The sequence below is a fragment of the Burkholderia sp. AU33803 genome (assembly GCF_002223095.1).
Classification (GTDB): Bacteria; Pseudomonadota; Gammaproteobacteria; order Burkholderiales; family Burkholderiaceae; genus Burkholderia.
In genome coordinates this window covers 108867-132523 of record NZ_NKFJ01000004.1, presented here as the reverse complement: position 1 = coordinate 132523, position 23657 = coordinate 108867, and the positions used below count along the sequence as shown (strand labels likewise).

Genomic DNA, 23657 nt, shown 5'->3' with positions numbered 1-23657 from the left:
CTCATTAGCGTCATTTCTGCATCAACGGCCCTGCGGTCAGTCGAGCGCCTTGTCGTTCGGGTTCGCGTACAGCTTCTTCATCGAATCGGACAGCGGGAAGTTCAGGTTCAGCCCCTTCGGCGGGATCGGGTTCTCGAACCACTTCGCGTAGATCTTCGCGGCTTCGCCCGACTTCTCGACTTGCGAGATCGCGTCGTCGACGACCTTCTTGAAGTCCGCATCGCCCTTGCGCATCATGCAGCCGTACGCTTCTTCCGATTGCGGCGTGCCGACGATCACCCACTCGCCCGGTTGCTTCGCCTTCGCGCGCTCGCCCGCGAGCAGCGCGTCATCCATCATGAACGCGACCGCGCGGCCCGATTCCAGCGTATTGAACGAATCGCCGTGATCCTTCGCGCTGATGATGTTCATGCCGAGCTGCTTGTCGTTGTTCATCTTGCGCAGCAGGCGCTCCGACGTCGTGCCGGCGGTGGTCACGACCGTCTTGCCCTTCAGGTCGGCGAAATCCTTGACGCCCGAATCCTTCTTCGTCATCAGGCGCGTGCCGATCACGAAGATCGTGTCGGAGAACGCAGCCTGTTGCTGGCGCTCGACGTTGTTGGTGGTCGAGCCGCACTCGATGTCGACCGTGCCGTTCTGCACGAGCGGGATGCGGTTCTGCGACGTGACCGGAATGTTCTTCACCTGCAGGTTCGGCAGGTTCAGCTTCTTCTTCACCGCGTCGACCACCTTCAGCTGGAATTCGCGCGAATAGCCGACCACCTGCTGGCTCTGGTCATAGTAGGAGAACGGAATCGACGATTCGCGGTGCCCCAGCGCGATCACGCCCGTGTCCTTGATCTTCTTCAGCGTGCCCGTCTCCTGAGCATGCGCGCCGCTTGCGAACGCGCAAAGCGCCGCGAACATCAGGACTGCCTTTTGGTATTTCATTTTGGTCATCTCCTTGGCTAAAACCCGCGCCAGTGTATCAAAGTAATATTTTTGAAAGTACTGGTTGTTTACCGCACTACGCATCGCGCTGCGCGAAGCCGTCCTCCCGGCTTCGGGCGCCCTTCCGGCGCCTGAATGCGCGCGCGGGCGATGCCGGATTCGGCACCGCCCGCGAGGGTTCATGCACGCAACCGGACGGATTGCGTCATGGATTGATCGTAGTCAACCGATCTGAAATCGGCAACCGCCGATCAGGGGTACAGGCCGCGCATTTCGCGCGCCATCAGGATGCGCTTGCACGCAACGATGAACGCTGCGGTACGCACCGACACCTTGTGCTCTTCCGCGACCGCCCACACGCCGGAGAACGCTTCGCGCATCACGCGTTCGAGACGATGGTTGATCTCGTCTTCCGTCCAGAAGAAGCTCGAGAAATCCTGCACCCATTCGAAGTACGACACGGTCACGCCACCCGCGTTCGCGATCACGTCCGGGATCACCAGCACGCCGTTCGCGGTCAGGATGTCGTCCGCCGCCGTCGTCGTCGGGCCGTTCGCGCCTTCGACGACGATCTTCGTGCGGATCTTCCCTGCGTTCTTCTCGGTGATCTGGTTTTCCAGTGCCGCCGGGATCAGGATGTCGGTTTCGACCGTCCAGAACTCGTCATTCGGCATCGGCTCCGCGCCTTCGAAGCCCGCGACGCCGCCCGTGCGTGCGACGTGGTCGAGCAGCTTGTTCGAATCGAGGCCGGCCGGCTGGTAGATCGTGCCCGTGTGATCCTGCACCGCGATCACCTTCGCACCCGCTTCCTGGAACAGCTTCGCCGCGATGCCGCCGACGTTGCCGAAGCCCTGCACCGCGATGCGTGCGCCTTCGATCTCGAGGCCCTTCTTCTTCGCCGCTTCGCTGCCGACGACGAACACGCCGCGGCCCGTTGCTTCCTTGCGGCCGAGCGAACCGCCGAGCGCGATCGGCTTGCCGGTCACGACGCCGGTCGACGTCTGGCCCTGGTTCATCGAGTACGTGTCCATCATCCACGCCATCACCTGTTCGTTGGTGTTGACGTCCGGCGCCGGGATGTCGGTGTTCGGGCCGATGATGATGCCGATTTCGCTGGTGTAGCGGCGCGTCACGCGCTCGAGCTCACCACGCGACAGCTTGCGCGGGTCGACGCGGATACCGCCCTTCGCGCCGCCGTACGGCACGTTCACGGCCGCGTTCTTGACCGACATCCATGCGGACAGTGCCATCACTTCCGACAGCGTCACGTCCTGGTGGTAACGCACGCCGCCCTTGCCCGGGCCGCGCGACACGTTGTGCTGCACGCGATAGCCTTCGAAGTGCGCGACGGTACCGTTGTCGAGCTCGATCGGGCAGTCGACGATCAGGATGCGCTTCGGGCGCTTCAGCGTTTCGAGCCAGCGCGACAGCGAACCGAGATACGGCGCGACGCGGTCGACTTGCTGAAGGTAGTTGCCCCACGGGCCGAGATCGTCGGCGTGCAGGTAGGACGGGATGGACTGCAATTGCGAAGACATGGATGCTCCAACGGTCAACAGGTGCGCACATTGTCGAAAAACCCGTTTTTTTTATCCAATGCCGTTTGCTTATTCGATTATGCGTTTCTTGCATGATCGCGATTTTTCGCAAATCTGCGGTCGATTTGCGCAAGAACGCCCGCGATCGATCGTGCATCGCGTGCGTGAAAAATCGTGTTTCCCGAAGGCGGGACGGCCGCCGGACAGCCGCCCGACAGGCATCGCAAGCTCGACGACAGCAGGCCGGCGGTTAACCGCCCACGGTTAACCCGCGGTTTCGCGCAGTTCGTCGCGCACGACGTCCCACAGCGCACGCACGAGCTTCTGCCGCGGATCGTCGCCCTGCAGCGCGAGCTTGTCGCAGTACAGCCGGATCTCCATGGTCAGCGTGAACGGGAACGCGCCGCCGCGCACCGACCGGTCGAGCCGGATCAGGCGGCCGCCCGCGACCGCATCCTCGACCGCGCTGTGCGGCAGGAACGCGATGCCGTGGCCCGCGAGCGCCATCGCCTTCAGCCCTTCGGCCATGTCGGTCTCGTACACGCGATCGAGGAACAGCGGTGTCGTCGCATTCGCGACGATGACTTCCGTCATCCGGCCGAGATACGCGTTCGGCGTATAGGACAGGTACGGCACGCGCGCGTCGGCCGTGCCGGGCAGCGTATAGCGCGGCCGCCCCGCGCGGCCCGGCGCCGAGAACGGGCTGATCGGCTCGCTGCCGAGGATCAGCATGTCGTAGCGCGCCGGATCGAGCGCGACCGGATGGCTCGGGTGGTGGTAGCCCATCACGAGATCGCAGCCGCCCTCGACGAGCGACAGCACCGCGTCGTGCACGTTCAGCGCGCGCAGCCGCGTGTGGACCTGGCCCATCTTCGCCTCGATCCGCTGCAGCCAGCGCGGGAAGTACGTGAGCGACAGCGTGTGCGGCACCGCGAACTCGATCGTCGGCACCGGCGCGCCGACGTGGCCACGCAGCAGCGTGCGCGCCTCGTGCGCCTGCGACAGCATCGTCAGCGCCTGTTCGTAGAAGATCTGCCCGGCCTGCGTGAGCCGCGTCGGATAGACCGAACGATCGATCAGTTCGGTCGCGAGCCATGCCTCGAGCGCCTGGATGCGCCGCGAAAACGCCGGCTGCGACACGTGCCGCAGCTCGGCGGACCGGCTAAAGCTGCGCGTTTCCGCGAGCGAGACGAAGTCTTCGAGCCATTTCAGTTCCATGCAGGCGGGCGCGGCGGGCGGCGGTCGGGAAGAAGCCTGCATTCTACCGGCGGGCGGCCCCGGCCGGCGGTGCGGCGAGCGGCCCGGCGCCCCGCCGCGAACGGGCGCCGACGCGGTATCGGCACGCGACAGCGCCCGCCGGCCGCGCGCGGCCGGGATCGTCCCGCGCCGATGGTAAAATGCCGGATTCTCCCTCCCCTCGCTCGACCCGGCCCCAAGGCCCGCCCGATCATGTCCGACACTCGTCCCGATACGCTTTTCGCCCTCACCGCGCTTTCGCCCATCGACGGCCGCTACGCCAGCAAGACCGAAGCGCTGCGCGACTGGCTCTCCGAAGCCGCCTTCATGCGCCACCGCGTCACCGTCGAGGTGCACTGGCTGATCGCGCTGTCGCGCGCCGGCTTCGCGGAAGTCCCGCGCTTCTCCGACGCGTCCGAACAGTTCCTGCTGCAGCTCGCCGAGCGCTTCACCGCGCACGACGCCGCCCGCATCAAGGACATCGAGCGCGTGACGAACCACGACGTGAAGGCCGTCGAATACTGGCTGAAGGAATCGGTGAAGGGCCAGGAAGAACTCGAAAAGGCCAGCGAATTCATCCACTTCGCGTGCACGTCGGAAGACATCAACAACACGTCGCACGGCATGATGCTCGCCGGCGCGCGCGAACACGTGATCCTGCCGGCGCTGCGCACGGTCCACCAGCGCCTCGTCGCGCTCGCGCACGCGCACGCCGAGCAGCCGATGCTGTCGCGCACGCACGGCCAGCCGGCCAGCCCGACGACGCTCGGCAAGGAACTCGCGAACGTCGCGGCCCGCCTCGCCCGTGCGATCACGCGCATCGAGAAGGTCGAGATCCTCGGCAAGATGAACGGCGCGGTCGGCAACTTCAACGCGCACCTGTCGGCGTATCCGGAATTCGACTGGGAAGCGTTCTCGCGCGACGTGATCGAGAACCGCCTGAAGCTCACGTTCAACCCGTACACGATCCAGATCGAGCCGCACGACTACATGGCCGAGCTGTTCGACGCCGTGGCGCGCGCGAACACGATCCTGCTCGACCTCGACCGCGACGTGTGGGGCTACATCTCGGTCGGCTACTTCAAGCAGAAGACGAAGGCCGGTGAAATCGGCTCGTCGACGATGCCGCACAAGGTCAACCCGATCGACTTCGAGAACTCGGAAGGCAACCTCGGCCTCGCGAACGCGACGCTGCGCCACCTCGCCGACAAGCTGCCGGTGTCGCGCTGGCAGCGCGACCTGACCGACTCGACGGTGCTGCGCAACATGGGCGTCGCGCTCGGCTACTCGCTGCTCGCGTACGACTCGCTGATCCGCGGCCTCGACAAGCTCGAAGTGAACCCGCAGCGCCTGAACGAAGACCTCGACAACTGCTGGGAAGTGCTCGCCGAGCCGGTGCAGACGGTGATGCGCCGCTACGGCATCGAGAACCCGTACGAGCAGTTGAAGGAACTGACGCGCGGCAAGGGCATCACGCGCGAAGCGCTGCAGGAGTTCGTCGGCACGCTCGCGATCCCGCAAGAGGCGAAGGATCTCCTGCTCGCGATGACGCCGGCGTCGTACATCGGCAAGGCCGTCGAACTCGCGAAGCGGATCGCGTAAGCGCCGCCGTCTGCGCACGTAAAAAAAGCCCGATGCGAGCAATTGCATCGGGCTTTTTCGTTGCCTGCGCGGCAGCATCAGAACGAGATCATCCGCCCCGGATTGAGCGCGCTCATCACGCTCATCGCGGCCTTCGCCGCGGGAATCGCGATCGGCGACAACTGGCGGCCGAGCGGAATCGAGCGATGGTCGATGCCGGTCAGCATCGAGAAATCGTCGTTACGACCGACGAAATCGTCACAGATCGCCTTGCCGATCCGCACCGTCTGCGCGACGCCGTGGCCGCTCCAGCCCTGCACCATGTACATCGGCACACGGCCGTCGGTCTTGCGGCTGTCGGTCGCGCCGTTCAGCGTGAAGTCGCTGACGCCGCTCCAGCAATAGTCGAGCGCGAACCGGCCGTCATGCTGCGGGAACACCGTGTTCAACCGCGTCAGCAGGTACGCGTTCACGTCGGGCTGCGCCCAGCACGTGCCGGTGCCCTGCCCGCCGAACAGCAGGCGGTTGCCGCGGACCGGCCGGTAATAGTCGATCTGGAACTGCGTGTCGTACACGGGCATGCCGGCCGGCATCAGCGTCGCGACGTCGACGTCGAGCGGCGCCGTCACGCTCACGTAGGTAAAGAACGGCACCGTGGTCGCCGCGCCGTCGTCGAGCAGCCGGAACGTCGTGTTGTGCAGTGCGAGCACGACGCCGCGGCGCGCGGTGATCGTGCCGCCCGGCGTCGTCGCGACGACGCCCTCCGGCGTCTCGTCGAGCTCGAGCACCTCGGTGCCCTCGAACAGCGCGCCGCCGTTCAGCCGGAAGCCGTGCACGAGGCCGCGCACCAGTGCGAGCGGATGAATCTGCCCGCCGATCGCGTCGATCGCCGCGCCGTGATACAGCCCCGAGCGCACGTAGTCGTCATGCAGCTGATGGCGGCCGACGAGCGTCACGCCCGCGTCGCCGAGATGGCGGCGCGCATCCGCGCCGTCCAGCAACGCGCTCATGTGGCCCGGGTGGACCGCCGCGGTGATGTGGCCGCGCTTGCGGTCGAGCTCGAGCGCGTAACGTGCGCCGATCGCATCGATCAGGTCCATCGATTCGGCCGACGCGAAGCGCCACAGCCGCTTCGCGTCGTCGTGCGACAGGTAGTCGATCATGTCGGCGGCTTCCCAGCGCGCGAGGCCGGGCGTCAGTTGCCCGCCGTTGCGGCCCGATGCGGCCGAGCCGACGTGGTGCTTGTCGACGAGGATCGTGTCGACACCCGCTTCCGCGAGATGCAGCGCGGCCGACGCGCCGAGCAGGCCCGCGCCGATCACGAGCACGTCGCAGACGGCATCGTGCGCGAGCGGCGCGCTGTTCGCGTGGCGTGACAGCGACGCCTCGTACCAGTTCGCCGGGTGCTCGCCGTCGTAGCGGGCCGGGTCGCACCAGTTCCAGTTGTCTTTTTCGATGTTCAGTTGCGTTGGTTCGAAACGCGATTCGCCCTGGATCAGGGATTGATTGTTGAAAGTCATGATTGCACTTGCATGGTCTTGGGCCGCCTGTCGAAGGGCCTCGTTGCTTCGAGGCTTCGCGGGTGGGGCAGCCGGTTCCACATGGGTGTCAACGAGAAAAGGGGCGTGATGGCCCGTGTTGACGGCGGGCACGCTCGTGCCGCCTGGATCCCGGACTGTGCGAAAGCACGTATTGAAAGGTGCCGGGACACCCAATTTCTACACCGCAGAAATAATTCTACAGTGTAGAATAAGCTTTCGTCAAGTTTACAACCGGTGCCGTACCGGCCCGCCAGCCCGCATCGATGAAAGACAAACCCGCCCAGGGCCCGCGCGGCCTCGACAAGGAGGCGATCGTCGCGGCCGCGCTCGCGCTGCTCGAAGACGTCGGCGAAGCCGCGTTCAGCGTGCGCAAGCTCGCGCAAACGGTCGGCTGCGACCCGATGAGCGTGCTGTACCACTTCAAGTCGAAGGAAGGCCTGAGCCGCGCGATCGCGAACGCGCTGTCGCGCTCGCTCGTGCCGGTCGACGCCGCGCTGCCGTGGCGCGAACGGCTGCGCGACCTCGCACGCCAGTACCGCGCGCTCGCGCTGCGCTACCCGGCCGCGTTCGCGCTGCTGCAGCGGCACATGAGTACCGGGCCCGCCGATCTCGCACACATCGAGGCCGTGCATCGCGCGCTGGCCGACGCCGGCATCCCGCGCGCGGCGCTGCCGTCGGTGTGCGTCGGCTGGTATGCGAGCGTGATCGGCCTGGCCGCGGCCGAAGCCGGCGGCCTCACGCGCGCCGCGAACGATGTCGAGCTCGCGGAAATGGAAGCGCTGTCCGACGCCGCGCATCCGCTCGTCAAGGCAGCCGCCCCGCTCTATGCGCAGCTCGATCCGGCCGCCGTGCACGACACGATGCTCGACGTGCTGCTCGACGGCATCGCGAAGCAAGCACCCGCGGCGTGACCGGCCCGAGACCGGCGAGCCGCCAACGAAAAAGGCGCCCGAAGGCGCCTTTTTTATGAAGATTGCCGCGAACCGCGCTCAGTGCTGCTGCGCGGTACCGATCTTCAGCATGACCTGATCGACGATCTGCTCGGGCGTCAGCTCGATGCTGACCTCGATCGCTTCGTCCGGGCCCGGCTCCTCGAGCGTGTCGAGCTGGCTCTTCAGCAGCGACGGATCGAAGAAATGGCCGGTGCGGCTCCCCAGACGCTCGTGCAACACCTCGAACGAGCCCTTCAGATACACGAACCGCACGTCGGTGTCGGTGCCACGCAGCACGTCGCGGTACGACCGCTTCAGCGACGAGCACGTGAACACGGCCGTCTCACCGGCACGCTGCTTTTCCTCGATGGCCGCGCGGATCGTGCGCAGCCACGGCCAGCGGTCTTCATCGGTCAGCGGAATGCCGTGATGCATCTTTTCCTTGTTCGCCGCGCTGTGAAACGCGTCGCCATCGGTATAGCTGCACGACAGGCGTTCCGCCAGCATTTCGCCGATCAGCGACTTGCCCGCGCCCGACACGCCCATTGCGATCAGAATCATTGACTACCCCTTGTTACAAAACCACGCTCAGCAGCAGCGTAAAGCTCAGACCGAGCACCGAGATGATGGTTTCAAGCAGCGACCAGGTCTTGAAGGTCTGGCCCACCGTCATCCCGAAATATTCCTTGATCAGCCAGAAGCCGCCGTCGTTCACGTGCGAGAAGATCAGCGAGCCCGAGCCCGTCGCGAGCACGAGCAGCTCCGGCCGGACCGACGCGCCCGACGCCGCCGCGATCGGCGCGACGATGCCGCAGGCGGTCGTCATCGCAACCGTCGCCGAACCCGTCGCGAGACGCATCAGCGCCGCGACGAACCAGCCGAGCAGCAGCGGCGACAGGTTGGCATGCTTCGCGGTCTCGACGATCTGCTGCGAGATCCCGCTGTCGCGCAGGACGCCGCCGAAGCCGCCGCCCGCACCGACGATCAGCGTGATGCCGGCGATCGGCGCCAGGCACTCGCTGCAGAACTTCTGGATCTGGTCGCGGTTGAAGCCCTGCTTCGCGCCGAAGGTCCAGAAGCTGACCAGCACGGCGATCAGCAGCGCGACGTCGGAGTTGCCGGCAAAGCGCAGCAGGTTGTTCGGCAGCGACTTCGGCGTGAACACCAGGTCGGCCCAGCTGCCGACCAGCATCAGCACGACGGGCAGCAGGATCGTGAACAGCGTGATGCCGAAGCTCGGCAGTTCGCGCTTGCGGCCGTCCGTGTTCGTGTCGACGAACTGCGCGGCGAGCGGATTGTTTTCCGGCAACTTCACGAACTTCGAGATCGTCAGCGCGAACAGCGGGCCCGCGATGATCGCGGTCGGCACGCCGACGACGAGGCCGAGCGCGATCGTCTTGCCGATGTCGGCGCCGTATTGCTGCACGGCCAGCAGCGCGGCCGGGTGCGGCGGGATCAGGCCGTGCACGACGGACAGGCCGGCCACCATCGGCAGACCGACGACGAGCAGCGACTTGCCGGTCCGCTTCGCGACGTTGAACGCGATCGGGATCAGCAGCACGAAGCCGACTTCGAAGAACACCGGCAGGCCGACGATGATCGCGACGAACATCATCGCCCAGTGGATGTTCTTTTCACCGAACCAGTCGATCAGCGTGGTCGCGATCCGTTCGGCGCCGCCCGATTCGGCCATCATCTTGCCGAGCATCGTGCCGAGGCCGACGACGATCGCGATGTGACCGAGCGTACCGCCGGTGCCCGTCTCGAACGACTTGACGATCTTGTCCATCGGCATGCCGACGACCAGGCCGAGGCCGAGCGAAACGATGATCAGCACCAGGAACGGGTAGATCTTGAAGCGCGCGATCATCAGGATCAGCGCGGCAATCGCGATCAGCGTGAATACGAGCAGCATGCTGCCTTGGACAGCCCCCATGTGGCACTCCTCCTAGAATTGTTCGAACCGGGCGAGTTGTTGCGAGTATGCCCGGCTATGCAGGTCTCCGGAACACGGGGGGTACCCACCCCGTCAGGACGCTGAATTTTACTTATCTTTACGGTCCGCGGATAGAACCGGTTCCATCAGCAAAAACCCTCGGTAAAACAAGCACTAAGGCTCGCTTTCCGAGGGCTGAACCGTCATTCCGTACAAGTCTTAACGGGGAAGCTGGCTCGCGGCTTGCGCGAGGCGCGTGACTTCGGCCCAGTCCTGCGCGGCGAGCGCGGCTTTCGGCGTGAGCCACGAGCCGCCGACGCACACGACGTTCGGCAGTTTCAGGAAATTCGGTGCGGTTTCGACGGTGATGCCGCCGGTCGGGCAGAACTTCAGCGCCGGGAACGGGCCGTGGAACGCCTGCAGCATCGGCACGCCGCCCGCCTGCTGCGCGGGGAAGAACTTCACGATCTCGTAGCCGAATTCGAGCGCCTGGATGATGTCGCTCGGCGTCATCACGCCCGGCAGCAGCGGCAGGCCCGCGTCGAGCGACGCGAGGTGCAGTTCCTTCGTCAGGCCCGGCGACACGCCGAACTTCGCGCCCGCGCGCTTGGCCTGCTCGCAATGCTCGGGCTTCGTGATCGTGCCGACGCCGACGACGATGTCGTCCGCGAGCTGGCTGGCGCGCTGGATCGCTTCCAGGCCGGCCGGCGTGCGCAGCGTGATCTCGAGCACCTTCACGCCGCCTGCGTGCAGTGCACGCGACACGTGTTCGCCCTGCTCGACCGAGTCGAATGCGAGCACCGGGATGACCGGGCCCAGCTTTACGATTTCAGCAATCGTCTTCATTGAATTGGCTCCTTGAAATTCATGCGGCGACGTGGGCGGCCGTTTCGCCGACCAGCGCGCCGAAAACCGATGCGCCCTGCTCGGCCGGCGCGGCGGCCGCGCGGAACACGCCGAACAGTTCACGCCCGAAACCGACTTCGTTCTCGGCCTGGTGCAGCGGCTGCGCGACCGGGCGCGCCTGCCACTCGGCGGCGTCGACCTCGATGTCGAGCACGCCGGCTTCCGCGTCGATCACGAGCGTATCGCCCGTCTTCACCTTGCCGAGCGGGCCGGCGAGCAACGCTTCCGGCGACACGTGGATCACGGCCGGCACCTTGCCCGACGCGCCCGACATGCGGCCGTCGGTGACCAGCGCGACGTGGAAACCCTGATCCTGCAGCACGCCGAGCAGCGGCGTCAAACGGTGCAGCTCGGGCATCCCGTTCGCGCGCGCGCCCTGGAAGCGCACCACCGCGACGAAATCGCGCTTCAGCTCGCCGCGATCGAATGCTTCCTGCACGGCTTCCTGCGAATCGAACACGATCGCGGGCGCCGTCACCTTGCGGTGCTCGGGCGCGACCGCCGAAATCTTGATCACGCCGCGGCCGAGGCGGCCCTGCATCAGGCGCAGGCCGCCGTCCGGCTGGAACGGGTCGCGGATGCCGCGCAGGACCTTCGTGTCGTGGCTCTCGGCCGCGCCGTCGACCCAGGCGAGCTTGCCGTCGATCAGCTTCGGCTCCTTCGTGTAGTGCGCGAGACCCTTGCCGGCGACCGTCGTCACGTCCTCGTGCAGCAGCCCGCCTTCGAGCAGGTTGCGGACCAGGAAGGCCACGCCGCCCGCCGCGTGGAAATGGTTCACGTCGGCCTTGCCGTTCGGGTAGATCTTCGCGAGCAGCGGCACGACGGCCGACAGTTCGTCGAAATCGTTCCAGTCGATCAGGATGCCGGCCGCGCGCGCGATCGCGACGAGGTGCAGCGTGTGGTTGGTCGAGCCGCCCGTCGCGAGCAGCGCGACGATCCCGTTGACGATCGCCTTCTCGTCGATCACGTGGCCGATCGGCGTGTAGTGGCCGCGCTCGACGGTCAGGTCGAGCACGCGGCGCGCGGCCTCGGCGGTGAGCGCGGTGCGCAGCGGCGTGTGCGGGTGGACGAATGCCGAACCCGGCAGGTGCAGCCCCATCAGCTCCATCAGCATCTGGTTGCTGTTCGCGGTGCCGTAGAACGTGCAGGTGCCGTGGCCGTGATACGCGGCCGATTCGGCTTCGAGCAGCGCGTCGCGGCCGACCTGGCCGGTCGCGAACTGCTGGCGGATCTTCGCCTTGTCGTCGTTCGACAGGCCGCTCGTCATCGGGCCGGCCGGCACGAAGATCGTCGGCAGGTGGCCGAACTGCAGCGCGCCGATCAGCAGGCCCGGCACGATCTTGTCGCAGATGCCGAGGCAGAGCGCCGCGTCGAACATGTTGTGCGTGAGCGCGATCGCCGTGCCCATCGCGATCGCCTCGCGCGAGAACAGCGACAGCTCCATCCCCGGGTTGCCCTGCGTGACGCCGTCGCACATCGCCGGCACGCCGCCCGCGAACTGCGCGACCCCGCCGTTCTCGCGCGCGGCCGCCTTGATGATCTCGGGGAAATCCTTGTACGGCGCATGCGCGGACAGCATCTCGTTGTACGAGGACACGATGCCGATGTTCGGCTCGCGGATCGCCTTGATCGAGAACTTGTCGTTACCCTCGAGGCCGGCGAAGCCGTGCGCGAGGTTCGCGCACGACAGCGCGCCGCGCGCCGGGAACTTGCCCTGCGCGCCGTCGATGCGCTGCAGATAGGCGGAACGGGTCGATTGGCTGCGGGCGATCACGCGTTCGGTGACCTTCGCCAGAGTGGGGTGCAGCGACGTCATGCTGGGCGCTCCTGTATGCCGGCCGACACCGGCGGTTGGAATCGTGGGGACGGTCGAATGCATCGACAGAACGAAGTCAGTCTAGTAGAAAAACTACAAGCATGCAATGCGGATTCGTCGACCCGCAACCCGCATTCCCGCCACCAGCAAGGCGACACCTAGTGAAAACCCTAATTCTCCTCACTGAAAGCACTGCGCCCACGCTAGTATTTTTCTGTAGATTTTCTACAATTCGATTGCGATACACTCGCTCATCCGAACCCGATTTCCGCCTGCCGTCCCATGCTGCCCCGCATTGAAGCGATCCGCACCGAGTTGCGCCCGTCCGAGCGCAAGCTCGCCGACTACATCCTCGCCGCGCCGCGCGAGGTGCTCGACCTCGCGATGACCGAGCTGTCGACGCGCGCGGGCGTCAGCCAGCCGACGATCGCGCGCTTCTGCCAGGCGCTCGGCTGCAGCGGCTTTCGCGAATTCAAGATCCGGCTCGCGCAGAGCGTCGCGCCGGGCGTGTCGTCGGTCTATCGCGACGTCGAGCCCGACGAACCGGCGCCCGGCATAATCGGCAAGGTGTTCGACCGCACGATCGGCGCACTGATCGAAGTGCGCAACAGCCTGTCCGCCGGCAGCGTCGCCGAGGCGATCGGGCTGTTGTCGAACGCGTCGCGGATCGAGTTCTACGGCGCCGGCGGCTCCGGTATCGCCGCGCAGGACATCCAGCACAAGTTCTTCCGGCTCGGCGTGCCGAGTGTCGCGTATTCGGATCCGCACACGTTCTCGATGTCGTCGGCGCTGCTCGGCCCGCACGACGTCGTCGTCGCGATCTCGAACACCGGCCGCACGCGTGACATCGTCGACGCCGCACGCTCCGCGCTCGCATGCGGCGCGAAGGTCGTCGCGATCACGCAGAGCCATTCGCCGCTCGCGAAGCTCGCAACGGTGAGTCTCGCGTCGAATGTCGCGGAGGAAACCGACGTGTTCTCGCCGATGACGTCGCGGATGTCGCATCTCGCGATCGGCGACATCCTCGCGGTCGGCGTCGCGCTGTCGCGCGGCCCCGCGCTGATGGAACGGGTCGGCCGTGCGAAGGAGGCGATCACGCGCCGCCGGATCGACGACGGCACGAAGGATTGAGCAGACGCCGCGCCGACCGCGCGCACGAACCGTAAACGACAAACGGCGCCCCGCGGGGCGCCGTTGCGCATCAGGCAGCGCCGGCAACCTCGCCGGCCCTGCCGCTCAGAACGGCTTGATCACGACCAGCGCGACCGCCGCGAGCATGCCGAGCACCGGCAGCTCGTTGAACACGCGATACCACTTGTCGGTGCGGCGGTTCTCGCCACGCTCGAACACCCGCAGCAGGTGCCCGCAATACGCGTGATAGACGATCAGCAGCAGTACGACCGTCACCTTCGCGTGAATCCAGCCCTGCCCCTGCCCGATGCCGATCGACAGCCAGAGCCACAGCCCGCAGGCCAGCGCCGGCACCGCGATCATCGTCATGAAGCGGAACAGCTTGCGCGCCATCAGCAGCAGGCGACGCACGGCGGCCGGATCGGTTTCCATGGCCAGGTTCACGTAGATGCGCGGCAGGTAGAACAACCCTGCAAACCACGCGGCGATCAGAACGATATGGAACGTCTTGACCCAGAGCATCGCCATCGATTGTGTGCCTCGCTGTTTACTGGCGGCCTTCGCCGTGTCCGAGCACGACGTACTTCAGCGACGTCAGCCCTTCCAGGCCGACGGGGCCGCGTGCGTGCAGCTTGTCGTTCGAGATGCCGATTTCCGCGCCGAGGCCAAATTCGAAGCCGTCCGCGAAGCGCGTCGATGCGTTGACCATCACGCTCGCCGAATCGACCTCGCGCAGGAACCGCATCGCGCGGTCGTGATCCTCGGTGACGATCGCGTCCGTGTGGTGCGAGCCGTAGTGGTTGATGTGCTCGATCGCGGCGTCGAGGCCGTCGACGACCTTGATCGCGAGCACCGGCGCGAGATACTCGGTGTGCCAGTCTTCCTCGGTGGCGTCGACGAGCGGGCCGACGCCCGCATCGGCGAGCACCGCGCGCGCGGCCGCGTCGACGCGCAGTTCGACCTGCTTGTCGCGATACAGCTTGCCGAGCGGCGGCAGCAGCGTCGCCGCGATACCGCTTGCGACGAGCAGCGTCTCCATCGTGTTGCAGGTGCCGTAGCGATGCGTCTTCGCGTTGTCGCAGACGGTCAGCGCCTTGGCGAGATCGGCGCGATCGTCGACGTACACGTGGCAGATGCCGTCGAGGTGCTTGATCATCGGCACGCGCGCCTCGTTGATCAGGCGCTCGATCAGGCTCTTGCCGCCGCGCGGCACGATCACGTCGACGTATTCGGTCATCGTGATCAGCTTGCCGACCGCCGCGCGATCGGCCGTCGCGACGACCTGCACCGCGTCCTGCGGCAGGCCGGCGGCTTCGAGCCCTTCGCCGATCAGCTTCGCGAGCGCGGCGTTCGATTCGAGCGCTTCGGAGCCGCCGCGCAGGATCGTCGCGTTGCCCGACTTCAGGCACAGCGCAGCCGCGTCGATCGTCACGTTCGGGCGCGATTCGTAGATGATGCCGATCACGCCGAGCGGCACACGCATCTGGCCGACCTGGATGCCGCTCGGGCGGTATTTGAGGTTGCCGATCTCGCCGATCGGATCGGCCAGCGACGCCACCTGGCGCAAGCCTTCGACCATCGTCTTCAGCGCCTTGTCCGACAGCGTCAGGCGATCGACGAACGCGGCATCCAGCCCCTTTTCACGGGCACGGGCGACATCGCGCGCATTCGCGTCCTTCAGCACCTGCGCGTCGCGTTCGATCGCGCGCGCCACGGCGTCGAGCGCCGCGTTCTTCGCGGCCGTGCTGGCGCGCGCCATCGCGCGGGAAGCGTGCCGGGCGCGACGGCCCAGGTCGGTCATGTACTGATCGATATCCATCGTGTGACTCGAGAAGCGCGCCGCGCGGGGCGGCATGAATTCGTGGGGAAGCGTGAGCGGCGGCGGCCGGAGGGCCGCGCCAGCTATCGAAACATTGTAAGCGGGTTGCGCAGCGCGCGCTGAAGGCCCGAACGGGACTTAGCGTCGCACGCGCCCCGCGGTCGGCGGTCGCTCGGCGCGGGCACCGGCCACCGTCATCGCGAGCTGGAACAGCCCGTCCCACGGATCGGGCGGCGGTTCGTCCTGCGTACGACGGCCCGGCGCGACGGCCGTGAGCCCCTTGACCTGACGGTCGAGCTTCGCGGCAAACGCGAGCGCCTTCTCGAGCACGGCTTCGGACACGCGATTCAGCGCGGGACCGATCAGCCGCTCGCGCGGCCCCCACACGCGGTTCTCGCGCAGCAGCGTTGCCAGCGGCTTGCCGGCCGTCGTGCCGCGCTTGATCCGCAGCAGCGTGCGCAATTCCTCGACGACGGCCCACATCACGAGCACGATCGCCTCGCCCTCGCCCTTCAACCCGTCGATCATCCGCGCGAGCCGCGCGGCGTCGCCGGCGAGCATGGCTTCGTTCAGCTTGAAGACGTCGTAACGCGCGACGTTCAGCACCGCGTCGTGCACCTGCTCGAACGACAGCGCTCCCTGCGGATACAGCAGCCCGAGCTTCTGGATTTCCTGGTGCGCGGCGAGCAGGTTGCCTTCGACGCGCTCGGCGATGAACTGCAGCGCGCGCCGCCCGTCCTCGCCGGGCGCGGCGCGCTGGCCCTGCAGCGCGAGGCGCTGGCCGATCCAGTTCGGCAGCTGCGCGCGGTCGACCGGATCGATCTTCAGCGCGACGCCGCCGTTCTGCAGCGCGGTGAACCACGCGGATTTCTGCGTGGCCGCGTCGAGGCGCGGCAGCGTGACGAGCATCAGCGCGTCGGGGTTCGGCGTGGCCGCGAGCGTCTTCAGCGCATCGGCGCCTTCCTTGCCGGGCTTGCCCGACGGAATGCGCAGCTCGATCAGCTGGCGCTCGCCGAACAGCGACATCGCCTGGGTCGCGCCGAGCAGCACGCTCCAGTCGAAGCCGCGCTCGACCGTATGCACCGAACGCTCGGTGTAGCCGGCCGCGCGCGCGGCCGCACGAATGCGGTCGCACGCTTCCTGCGCGAGCAGCGGCTCGTCGCCGTAGACGGTATAGAGCCCGGCCAACCCCTTCGCGAGGTGCGGCTCCAGCGCATCAAGTCGCAGTTGCATCGATACGTGCGCCGTCGATCAGAGCGGCGGCGGCGGCAGCGGCGCGCGCGGTGCAACGCCCGGCACCACGTCTTCCGGCGCCGGCGTCAGCGAATGGACGATCGCGAGACGCCGCATCAGCTGGTCGACCGCGTCGCTCTGCATGTCGCCGTAAAGGATGTCGGCTTCCTGCGCCTTCGCGTTCGTGTACTGGTCGCTGTACGTCATCGCGCGGTTCAGCGCGATCACGCTCGGCGGGATCAGCACGGTGCCGTCCTTGCTCGTCAACTGATAACGCAACGTATAGAAGAGCGCGTATTCCTGCGCCGAACCGTACTTGTTGAGCGTCAGCGTGTTCTGGCCACGCGATTCCCACATGGTCAGCACGGCATCGGCGTCATCCGCCGACTTGACGATCTTCGTGTCGCTGCCGGCCTCGACGAGGCGCACGAGGCGCGCCTCGACCGGCGCCGGCGCGCCGGCGATCAGCAGGTGCTTGAACGCGTAGTCCTGCTGGCCGCGCAACTGGAAGCCGCATGCCGACAGCGCAACCGCGCTGCCGACAGCGAGCATCAAAAACGATCTGCGGATCACCTTCGCTCCTTCTGGGTACGTCCGATGGCCGGCGGCCGTCAGACGACGATGTTCACGAGGCGGCCCGGCACGACGACGATCTTCTTCGCCGGCTTGCCGTCGCTGAACTTCGCGAACGCGTCGTCGGCCACTGCCGCGGCTTCGATCGCCTCGCGGCTCGCGTCCTTCGCCACCTTCAGCGCGCCGCGCACCTTGCCGTTCACCTGCAGCACGAGTTCGATCTCGGCCTGCTCGAGCGCGGCCTCGTCGACCTTCGGCCACGGTGCGTCGAGCAGCGGGCCGAATTCGTCCGCGTAGCCGAGCGCCTTCCACAGCTCGAACGTGACGTGCGGCACGACCGGGTACAGCACGCGCAGCAGCACGCCGTACGTTTCACGCAGCACGCCGGGCGTCGCGCCCTTCGCACCGTCGATCGCGTTCAGCATCTTCATCGCAGCGGACACGACCGTGTTGTACTGCAGGCGCTGGTAGTCGAAATCGGCCTGCTTCAGCACGCTGTAGATCTCGCGGCGCAGCGCCTTGTCGGCTTCGCCGAGCGCGGCCGCATCGAAGCCCGCGCGCGCGGCGAGCGCTTCGCGGTTGGTCGCACCGAAGCTCCACACGCGGCGCAGGAAGCGGCTCGCGCCCTCGACGCCCGCACCCGACCACTCGAGCTGCTGCTCGGGCGGCGCGGCGAACATCGTGAACAGGCGCGCGGTATCCGCGCCGTACTGGTCGATCAACAGCTGCGGATCGACACCGTTGTTCTTCGACTTCGACATCTTCTCGATGCCGCCGAGCACGACTGGCTGGCCGTCCGCGTTCAGCGTCGCGCCGACCGGGCGGCCCTTGTCGTCGTGCGTGACCGTCACGTCGAGCGGGTTGTACCAGGTCTTCTTGCCCGATGCGTCCTCGCGGTAGTACGTCTCGTTCAGCACCATGCCCTGCGTGAGCAGGTTCTTCGCCGGCTCGCCGAACTTCACGAGGCCGAGGTCGCGCATCACCTTGGTCCAGAAGCGCGAGTACAGCAGGTGCAGGATCGCGTGCTCGATGCCGCCGATGTACTGGTCCATCGGCATCCAGTAGTCGGTACGCGCGTCGACCATCGTCTCGGCGTCCGGCGCCGTGTAGCGCGAGAAGTACCACGACGAATCGACGAAGGTGTCCATCGTGTCGGTTTCGCGCTTGGCGGCCGCGCCGCACTTCGGGCACGTGCAGTTCAGGAACGCTTCCGACTTCGCGAGCGGGTTGCCCGAGCCGTCCGGCACGAGGTCTTCCGGCAGCACGACGGGCAGATCCTGCTCGGGCACCGGCACGTCGCCGCACGACGGGCAGTGGATGATCGGGATCGGCGTGCCCCAGTAGCGCTGGCGCGACACGCCCCAGTCGCGCAAGCGCCACGTGACCTGCTTGTCGCCGAAGCCGCCGGCGTTCAGGTCGGCCGCGACCGCGTCGACCGCTTCCGCGTAGCGCAGGCCGTCGTACTTGCCGCTGTTCACGCAGACCGCGATTTCCTTGTCGCCGTACCACTCCTGCCACGCGTCGAGCGAGTACTGCTGGCCTTCGGCCGCGATCACCTGCTTGATCGGCAGGTCGTATTTCTTCGCGAACGCGAAATCGCGCTCGTCGTGGCCCGGCACGCCCATCACCGCGCCTTCGCCATAGCTCATCAGCACGTAGTTGCCGATCCACACCTCGACCGGCTCGCCGGTGAGCGGGTGCGTGACCGAGAAGCCCGTCGCGACGCCCTTCTTCTCCATCGTCGCGACGTCGGCCTCGGCGACGCCGCCGCGCTTGCATTCATCGATGAACGCGAGCAGCTCGGGCTTGTCCTGGGCAAGGCGCGTGGCCAGCGGATGCTCGGCCGCGATTGCGCAGAAGGTGACGCCCATGATCGTGTCGGCGCGCGTCGTGAACACGCGCAGCAGCTTCTTCTCGCCGTCGAGTTCGTACGGGAAGCCGAAGTTCACGCCGAAGCTCTTGCCGATCCAGTTCTGCTGCATGATCTTCACGCGCTCGGGCCAGCCGAGGCCGTCGAGGTCGTTCAGCAGCTCATCCGCGTACTGCGTGATGCGCAGGTAGTACATCGGGATCTCGCGCTTCTCGACGAGCGCGCCCGAGCGCCAGCCGCGGCCGTCGATCACCTGCTCGTTCGCGAGCACGGTCTGGTCGACCGGGTCCCAGTTCACGGTACCCGTCTTCTTGTACGCGATGCCCTTCTCGAGCATCTTCAGGAACAGCCACTGGTTCCACTTGTAGTAGTCCGGCTTGCACGTCGCGATTTCGCGCGACCAGTCGATCGCGAGGCCCATCGACTGCATCTGGCGCTTCATGTAGTCGATGTTGTCGTAGGTCCACTTCGCGGGCGGCACGCCGTTCGCCATCGCGGCGTTCTCGGCCGGCATCCCGAACGCATCCCAGCCCATCGGCATCAGCGTGTTGTAGCCGTTCATCCGCAGATAGCGGTACATCACGTCGTTGATCGTGTAGTTGCGCACGTGACCCATGTGCAGCTTGCCGGACGGGTACGGCAGCATCGACACGCAGTAGAACTTCGGCTTCTGCGAATCTTCCTTCGTCTTGTAGGCATCGGCTGCGCGCCAGTCGCCCTGGGCGGCGGCTTCGACGTCGGCGGGTACGTATCTCTCGTGCATGGTGTGGTTCGGACTAGGCTTTAAGCGACGCGACGGCGCGCGCGCAGGAGTGGATCGAAAATCGTGCTTGCCCGGCGGACCTGCAGGTTCGCTGTTGCCGGACCTGTTCGCGGTTTCCGGGCATTTTCCGGGTAACCCGCAGCATGCCCGGGTAGCCTGGAAAATTCCGGGTTACCTGAAAAAAGCCTGCCAACCGGGAAAAACGTTGATTATACCGCCCGCGCCCGCCCATTCGACCGGTCTTGCGGCGTGCGGCCCGATCCCGCGGCCGGGACAGGCCCGCCGGCTCCGCTCAGCGGGTAGCCGGCGCGGCGGGCGCCGCCGCGGAACCGCCCGCCTGCGGCGGCACGTCGGTCACGAAGCCGATCCGCGTGAGGCCGGCGGCCTGCGCGGCGCCCATCACCTGCGCGATCACGTCGTAGCGGGTCGCACGCGATGCGCGCAGCCGCAGCTCGGGCGGCGCGCCGCCCGCGGCGGCGACCCGGAAGCGCGCGGGCAGCGCGTCGAGCGCGACCGGTGCGTCGTCCCAGTACAGCTTGCCCGCGTCGTCGATCGACAAGGTGACGGATTGCGGCGTGTCGCGCGCGACACTGGCCGCGACCTTCGGCAGGTCGAGCCGGATCGCGTGCGTCATCAGCGGCGCGGTGATGATGAAGATGACGAGCAGCACCAGCATCACGTCGATCAGCGGGGTCATGTTGATCTCCGCCATCGGCGCGGACGTCTTGTGGTGCTCGAGTCCGCCGAATGCCATGGTCGCTCCTCTACGGTCTGTTCACGCGTCAGGCTTCCTGCGCGCACACGAACACGTGCAGGTCGCGCGCGAAGCCGTCGAGTTCCTCGGCGAGCTGGCGCACGAGCCGCCCGAGGATGTTGTAGGCCAGCACCGCGGGAATCGCGACGACGAGCCCGAACGCGGTCATGATCAGCGCCTCGCCGACCGGCCCCGCGACGTTCTCGATCTGCGCCTGCCCGCTCGCGGCGATGCTGCCGAGCGCATGGTAGATGCCCCACACGGTGCCGAGCAGCCCGACGAACGGCGCGGTGCTGCCGATCGACGCGAGCAGCACCTGGCCGAATTCGAGGCGCCGCTGCGAGCGCAGCATCGCGTGCCGCAACGCGCGCAGCACGCGTTCGCCGCGCTCGACGCGCGCGGCCAGGGCAGCCGGGTCGTGGTCGTGGGCCGCATCGCGCGCGGCTTCGGCGAGCGGCACGAACACGCGCTCGCGATCGGCGCCGGCGAGCACGGCGATGCCCGCGTCGAGCGACGGCGCGCGCCAGAACGCGGCGAGCGCGCGCGGCCCCTGCCGCTTCGCGCGGACCAGGAGCCAGGCTTTCATGAGGAGGAAGCACCAGCTGGCGACGGACATCGCCAGCAGCACATAGGCGACGGCATGCGTGATCGCATCGCCGCTTTCGAGGTAGTGGACAACGCCGGTGGGTATCGCCATCGGAGTTTCCCCGTGGTGTCAGCGCAGGCCGAGCACGTCCTGCATGTCGAACAGGCCGGCGCCGCGCGCCGACAGGAAGTGGACCGCGCGCAACGCGCCCTGCGCGTACGACACGCGGCTCGACGACTTGTGCGTGATCTCGATGCGCTCGCCGATCCCGGCGAACAGCACGGTGTGATCGCCGACGATGTCGCCGCCGCGCACCGCGGCAAAGCCGATCGACGACGGATCGCGCTCGCCCGTCACGCCGTGGCGGCCGTACACCGCGCAATCGTCGAGCGAGCGCCCGAGCGCGCCGGCGACGGCTTCGCCCATCATCAGCGCGGTGCCCGACGGCGCGTCGACCTTGTGACGATGATGCGCCTCGATGATCTCGATGTCGTAGCCGTGCGAGAAATGCTTCGCCGCGAATTCGAGCAGCTTCAGCGTGACGTTCACGCCGACGCTCATGTTCGCCGCGAACACGATGCCGATCTTGCCCGCCGCGGCCTGCAGCTCGGCCTTCTGCTCGGCGGTGAAGCCGGTCGTGCCGATCACGAGCTTCACGTCGTGGCGCAGCGCGGCCTCGATATGGGCCATCGTGCCTTCCGGACGCGTGAAATCGATCAGGGTGTCGGCCTGCGCGAACACGGCGTCGAGGTCGGCGGTCAGCTTGACCCCTGTTTCCTTGCCGAGGAACGCGCCGGCGTCCTGGCCGAGGAACGGCGAATCGGCGCGGTCGAGCGCGCCGACGAGCTGCGCGTCGGCATCGTTGAGAACGGCTTCGATCAGCATCCGGCCCATTCGGCCCGATGCCCCGGCAATCGCAATCTTCATGGCTTTCTACACGACAGGTATAAAAGCGGGCGGCGCAGGCCGCCCTGTATCCGCACGCCGGCTGCTTACTGCGCCGGCGCGGTGAGCGGCTGGTTCTGCAGGTTGTCCGAGCCTTGCGGGCCGACCGGCGTCGCCTCGTTCGACACGTTCGGCTGCGGCGGACGATGGAACTGGAACTGCGGCTGGATCGCCGGCGCGGCGCCCGGCGGCTGGCCGCCCGGCACCGGCGCGCCGCCCGAGGCCTTCGCGGCCGGCGTGAACCGGCGCGAACCCGAACCCTGCCCCGACACCTGGTTGGTCGCGCGGTTCGCCGCGCGGGCGGCCTGCGCGTTCGCATCCTGGTCGACCACCGCACCGGCCGCCGGCACGGCGGACGGGCTGGCGACCGCCTCCGGCGCCGGCGCGCTCGCGCTCGCTTGCGCGGCGCTCGCGGCGGCAGCCTCGGCGGCCTTCTTCGCCGCTGCGGCCGCCTTCGCCTTCTTGCCGCCGCGGTCGCCGTCGATATCGGCCAGCAGGTCGAGCTCCGAAGGCAGGTTGTCCGCCCCCGTCCAGCTCGCCAGGCGATCGCCCGAGAACGTCACGACGAGATCGCGCTGCTGGACGACTGCCGTCGAGCCGCGCTTGAAGTAAAAGAGGTAGTCCCAACGGTCGGCGTGGAACATGTCGGCCAGCAGCGGGGTGCCGAGCAACGCGCGCACCTGCTCGCGCGACATGCCGACCTGCAACTGCGCGGCCTTCTCCTGCGACACGAAGTTGCCTTGCACGACGGTGATCCGGTAGGGGGTGATGCTCTGCGCGATGCGCTGCGTCACGCTGTCGTACGACGAACAACCAGCCAGCGCGGCAACGGCGGCGGCAGCGATGATGACACTCCGCATGCGGCTCCTCTGAAAGTGCGAAAGAGATTCTGGAATCATTTCCCTCACCGTGCAGGCCCGTGTGCAGGCCGCGCGTGTTTCTGGAACGGCGAAAAGCCGGTAACATTGAAGCCCTGCATTGTACTCTAGGGATGCCTAGCCATGACCAATCCGACGGATCTCAAGAATATCGGGCTAAAGGCCACCCTACCGCGCCTCAAGATTCTCGAGATCTTCCAGCAAAGCCCGGTGCGCCACCTGACGGCAGAAGACGTCTACCGGAACCTGCTCAACGAGCAGCTCGACATCGGGCTGGCCACCGTCTATCGCGTGCTGACGCAGTTCGAGCAGGCCGGCCTGCTCACGCGCAGCAACTTCGAATCCGGCAAGGCCGTGTTCGAACTGAACGAAGGCTCGCACCACGATCACCTCGTGTGCCTCGATTGCGGCCGTGTCGAGGAATTCTTCGACGCCGAGATCGAAGGCCGCCAGCAGGCGATCGCGAAGGAGCGCGGCTTCAAGCTCCAGGAGCACTCGCTCGCGATGTACGGTTCGTGCACGACCGAGAACTGCCCGCACCGCAAGCACTGATTCGCGCGCCTCGCGCACGCAGCACGGCCCGGCCGGCATCTCGCCGCCCGGGCCGTGTTCTTTTCGGGATGGCGGCGACGCACCGCCGCGCGGGTCGTGCGCCCAGGCTTTCGGAAACCCTTCGACACGCCCCCCCG

21 protein-coding genes are annotated in these 23657 nt (G+C 67.1%); 4 read left to right on the top strand and 17 right to left on the bottom strand.

The annotated features are described in order from the left end of the window. Positions 1-36: 36 nt before the first annotated feature. From CFB41_RS03020 to CFB41_RS03010, 3 genes are all read right to left on the bottom strand, one after another. Complete coding sequence (locus tag CFB41_RS03020; RefSeq protein ID WP_179249948.1) at positions 37-930, bottom strand: glutamate/aspartate ABC transporter substrate-binding protein; 894 nt, start codon at positions 928-930, stop codon at positions 37-39. Positions 931-1181: 251 nt separating this feature from the next. Next, positions 1182-2468 (bottom strand): Glu/Leu/Phe/Val dehydrogenase, encoded by a 1287-nt coding sequence (locus CFB41_RS03015; RefSeq protein WP_089439231.1) that lies wholly within the window; start codon positions 2466-2468, stop codon positions 1182-1184. Between the two features lie 264 nt (positions 2469-2732). Continuing rightward, entirely contained in the window at positions 2733-3686 is a 954-nt protein-coding gene (locus CFB41_RS03010; RefSeq protein ID WP_089455582.1) for a LysR substrate-binding domain-containing protein, read from the bottom strand. A 231-nt stretch (positions 3687-3917) separates the two neighbouring features. Between CFB41_RS03010 and purB the strand changes: the two genes are divergently transcribed. Continuing rightward, positions 3918-5306: an adenylosuccinate lyase gene (gene purB / locus CFB41_RS03005; protein WP_089455581.1), complete on the top strand. Its 1389-nt coding sequence runs from the start codon at positions 3918-3920 to the stop codon at positions 5304-5306. Positions 5307-5383: 77 nt separating this feature from the next. On the opposite strand, the gene CFB41_RS03000 is transcribed toward purB, so the two are convergent. Then, positions 5384-6805, bottom strand: a complete 1422-nt coding sequence (locus CFB41_RS03000; RefSeq protein WP_089455580.1) for an FAD-binding oxidoreductase — start codon at positions 6803-6805, stop codon at positions 5384-5386. Between the two features lie 284 nt (positions 6806-7089). On the opposite strand from CFB41_RS03000, the gene CFB41_RS02995 reads away from it, so the two are divergent. After that, a complete protein-coding gene (locus CFB41_RS02995) occupies positions 7090-7737 on the top strand; it encodes a TetR/AcrR family transcriptional regulator (RefSeq protein ID WP_089455579.1) in 648 nt (215 codons plus the stop codon). Positions 7738-7815: 78 nt separating this feature from the next. Here CFB41_RS02995 and CFB41_RS02990 read toward each other — a convergent pair whose 3' ends face one another. The 4 genes from CFB41_RS02990 to edd all read right to left on the bottom strand — a co-directional run bounded on the left by CFB41_RS02990 (position 7816) and on the right by edd (position 12416). Beyond that, complete coding sequence (locus CFB41_RS02990; RefSeq protein WP_089455578.1) at positions 7816-8319, bottom strand: gluconokinase; 504 nt, start codon at positions 8317-8319, stop codon at positions 7816-7818. A 13-nt stretch (positions 8320-8332) separates the two neighbouring features. After that, positions 8333-9694 (bottom strand): GntP family permease, encoded by a 1362-nt coding sequence (locus CFB41_RS02985; protein WP_046544930.1) that lies wholly within the window; start codon positions 9692-9694, stop codon positions 8333-8335. 219 nt (positions 9695-9913) lie between these two features. After that, positions 9914-10540 (bottom strand): bifunctional 4-hydroxy-2-oxoglutarate aldolase/2-dehydro-3-deoxy-phosphogluconate aldolase, encoded by a 627-nt coding sequence (gene eda / locus CFB41_RS02975; protein ID WP_011350938.1) that lies wholly within the window; start codon positions 10538-10540, stop codon positions 9914-9916. 19 nt (positions 10541-10559) lie between these two features. Then, positions 10560-12416 (bottom strand): phosphogluconate dehydratase, encoded by a 1857-nt coding sequence (edd, locus tag CFB41_RS02970; protein ID WP_089455577.1) that lies wholly within the window; start codon positions 12414-12416, stop codon positions 10560-10562. Positions 12417-12698: 282 nt separating this feature from the next. Here edd and CFB41_RS02965 point away from each other — a divergent pair, with 282 nt between their 5' ends. After that, positions 12699-13547, top strand: coding sequence for a MurR/RpiR family transcriptional regulator (locus CFB41_RS02965; RefSeq protein ID WP_039361495.1), 849 nt, complete (start codon positions 12699-12701; stop codon positions 13545-13547). Positions 13548-13652: 105 nt separating this feature from the next. On the opposite strand, the gene CFB41_RS02960 is transcribed toward CFB41_RS02965, so the two are convergent. From CFB41_RS02960 to bamE, 9 genes are all read right to left on the bottom strand, one after another. Continuing rightward, complete coding sequence (locus CFB41_RS02960) at positions 13653-14075, bottom strand: CopD family protein (RefSeq protein ID WP_011350935.1); 423 nt, start codon at positions 14073-14075, stop codon at positions 13653-13655. Between the two features lie 19 nt (positions 14076-14094). After that, positions 14095-15366, bottom strand: a complete 1272-nt coding sequence (locus CFB41_RS02955) for a glutamate-5-semialdehyde dehydrogenase (protein WP_089456541.1) — start codon at positions 15364-15366, stop codon at positions 14095-14097. A 138-nt stretch (positions 15367-15504) separates the two neighbouring features. Further along, a complete protein-coding gene (gene holA / locus CFB41_RS02950; RefSeq protein ID WP_089455576.1) occupies positions 15505-16599 on the bottom strand; it encodes a DNA polymerase III subunit delta in 1095 nt (364 codons plus the stop codon). Positions 16600-16617: 18 nt separating this feature from the next. Then, positions 16618-17172 carry an LPS assembly lipoprotein LptE gene (gene lptE, locus CFB41_RS02945; protein WP_089455575.1) on the bottom strand — a complete coding sequence of 185 codons (555 nt, stop codon included), beginning with the start codon at positions 17170-17172 and terminating at the stop codon, positions 16618-16620. 38 nt (positions 17173-17210) lie between these two features. Continuing rightward, positions 17211-19805: a leucine--tRNA ligase gene (gene leuS / locus CFB41_RS02940; protein WP_089439222.1), complete on the bottom strand. Its 2595-nt coding sequence runs from the start codon at positions 19803-19805 to the stop codon at positions 17211-17213. A gap of 292 nt (positions 19806-20097) precedes the next feature. After that, complete coding sequence (locus tag CFB41_RS02935; RefSeq protein ID WP_089455574.1) at positions 20098-20559, bottom strand: biopolymer transporter ExbD; 462 nt, start codon at positions 20557-20559, stop codon at positions 20098-20100. Between the two features lie 28 nt (positions 20560-20587). Then, positions 20588-21256, bottom strand: coding sequence for a MotA/TolQ/ExbB proton channel family protein (locus CFB41_RS02930; RefSeq protein ID WP_089439220.1), 669 nt, complete (start codon positions 21254-21256; stop codon positions 20588-20590). A gap of 18 nt (positions 21257-21274) precedes the next feature. Continuing rightward, on the bottom strand, positions 21275-22072 hold the full coding sequence (gene dapB, locus CFB41_RS02925) for a 4-hydroxy-tetrahydrodipicolinate reductase (protein WP_089424479.1): 798 nt from the start codon (positions 22070-22072) through the stop codon (positions 21275-21277). Between the two features lie 65 nt (positions 22073-22137). Continuing rightward, positions 22138-22950 carry an outer membrane protein assembly factor BamE gene (gene bamE, locus CFB41_RS02920; RefSeq protein ID WP_089455573.1) on the bottom strand — a complete coding sequence of 271 codons (813 nt, stop codon included), beginning with the start codon at positions 22948-22950 and terminating at the stop codon, positions 22138-22140. Positions 22951-23091: 141 nt separating this feature from the next. On the opposite strand from bamE, the gene fur reads away from it, so the two are divergent. Then, positions 23092-23520, top strand: a complete 429-nt coding sequence (fur, locus tag CFB41_RS02915; RefSeq protein ID WP_043191276.1) for a ferric iron uptake transcriptional regulator — start codon at positions 23092-23094, stop codon at positions 23518-23520. Positions 23521-23657: the final 137 nt, after the last annotated feature.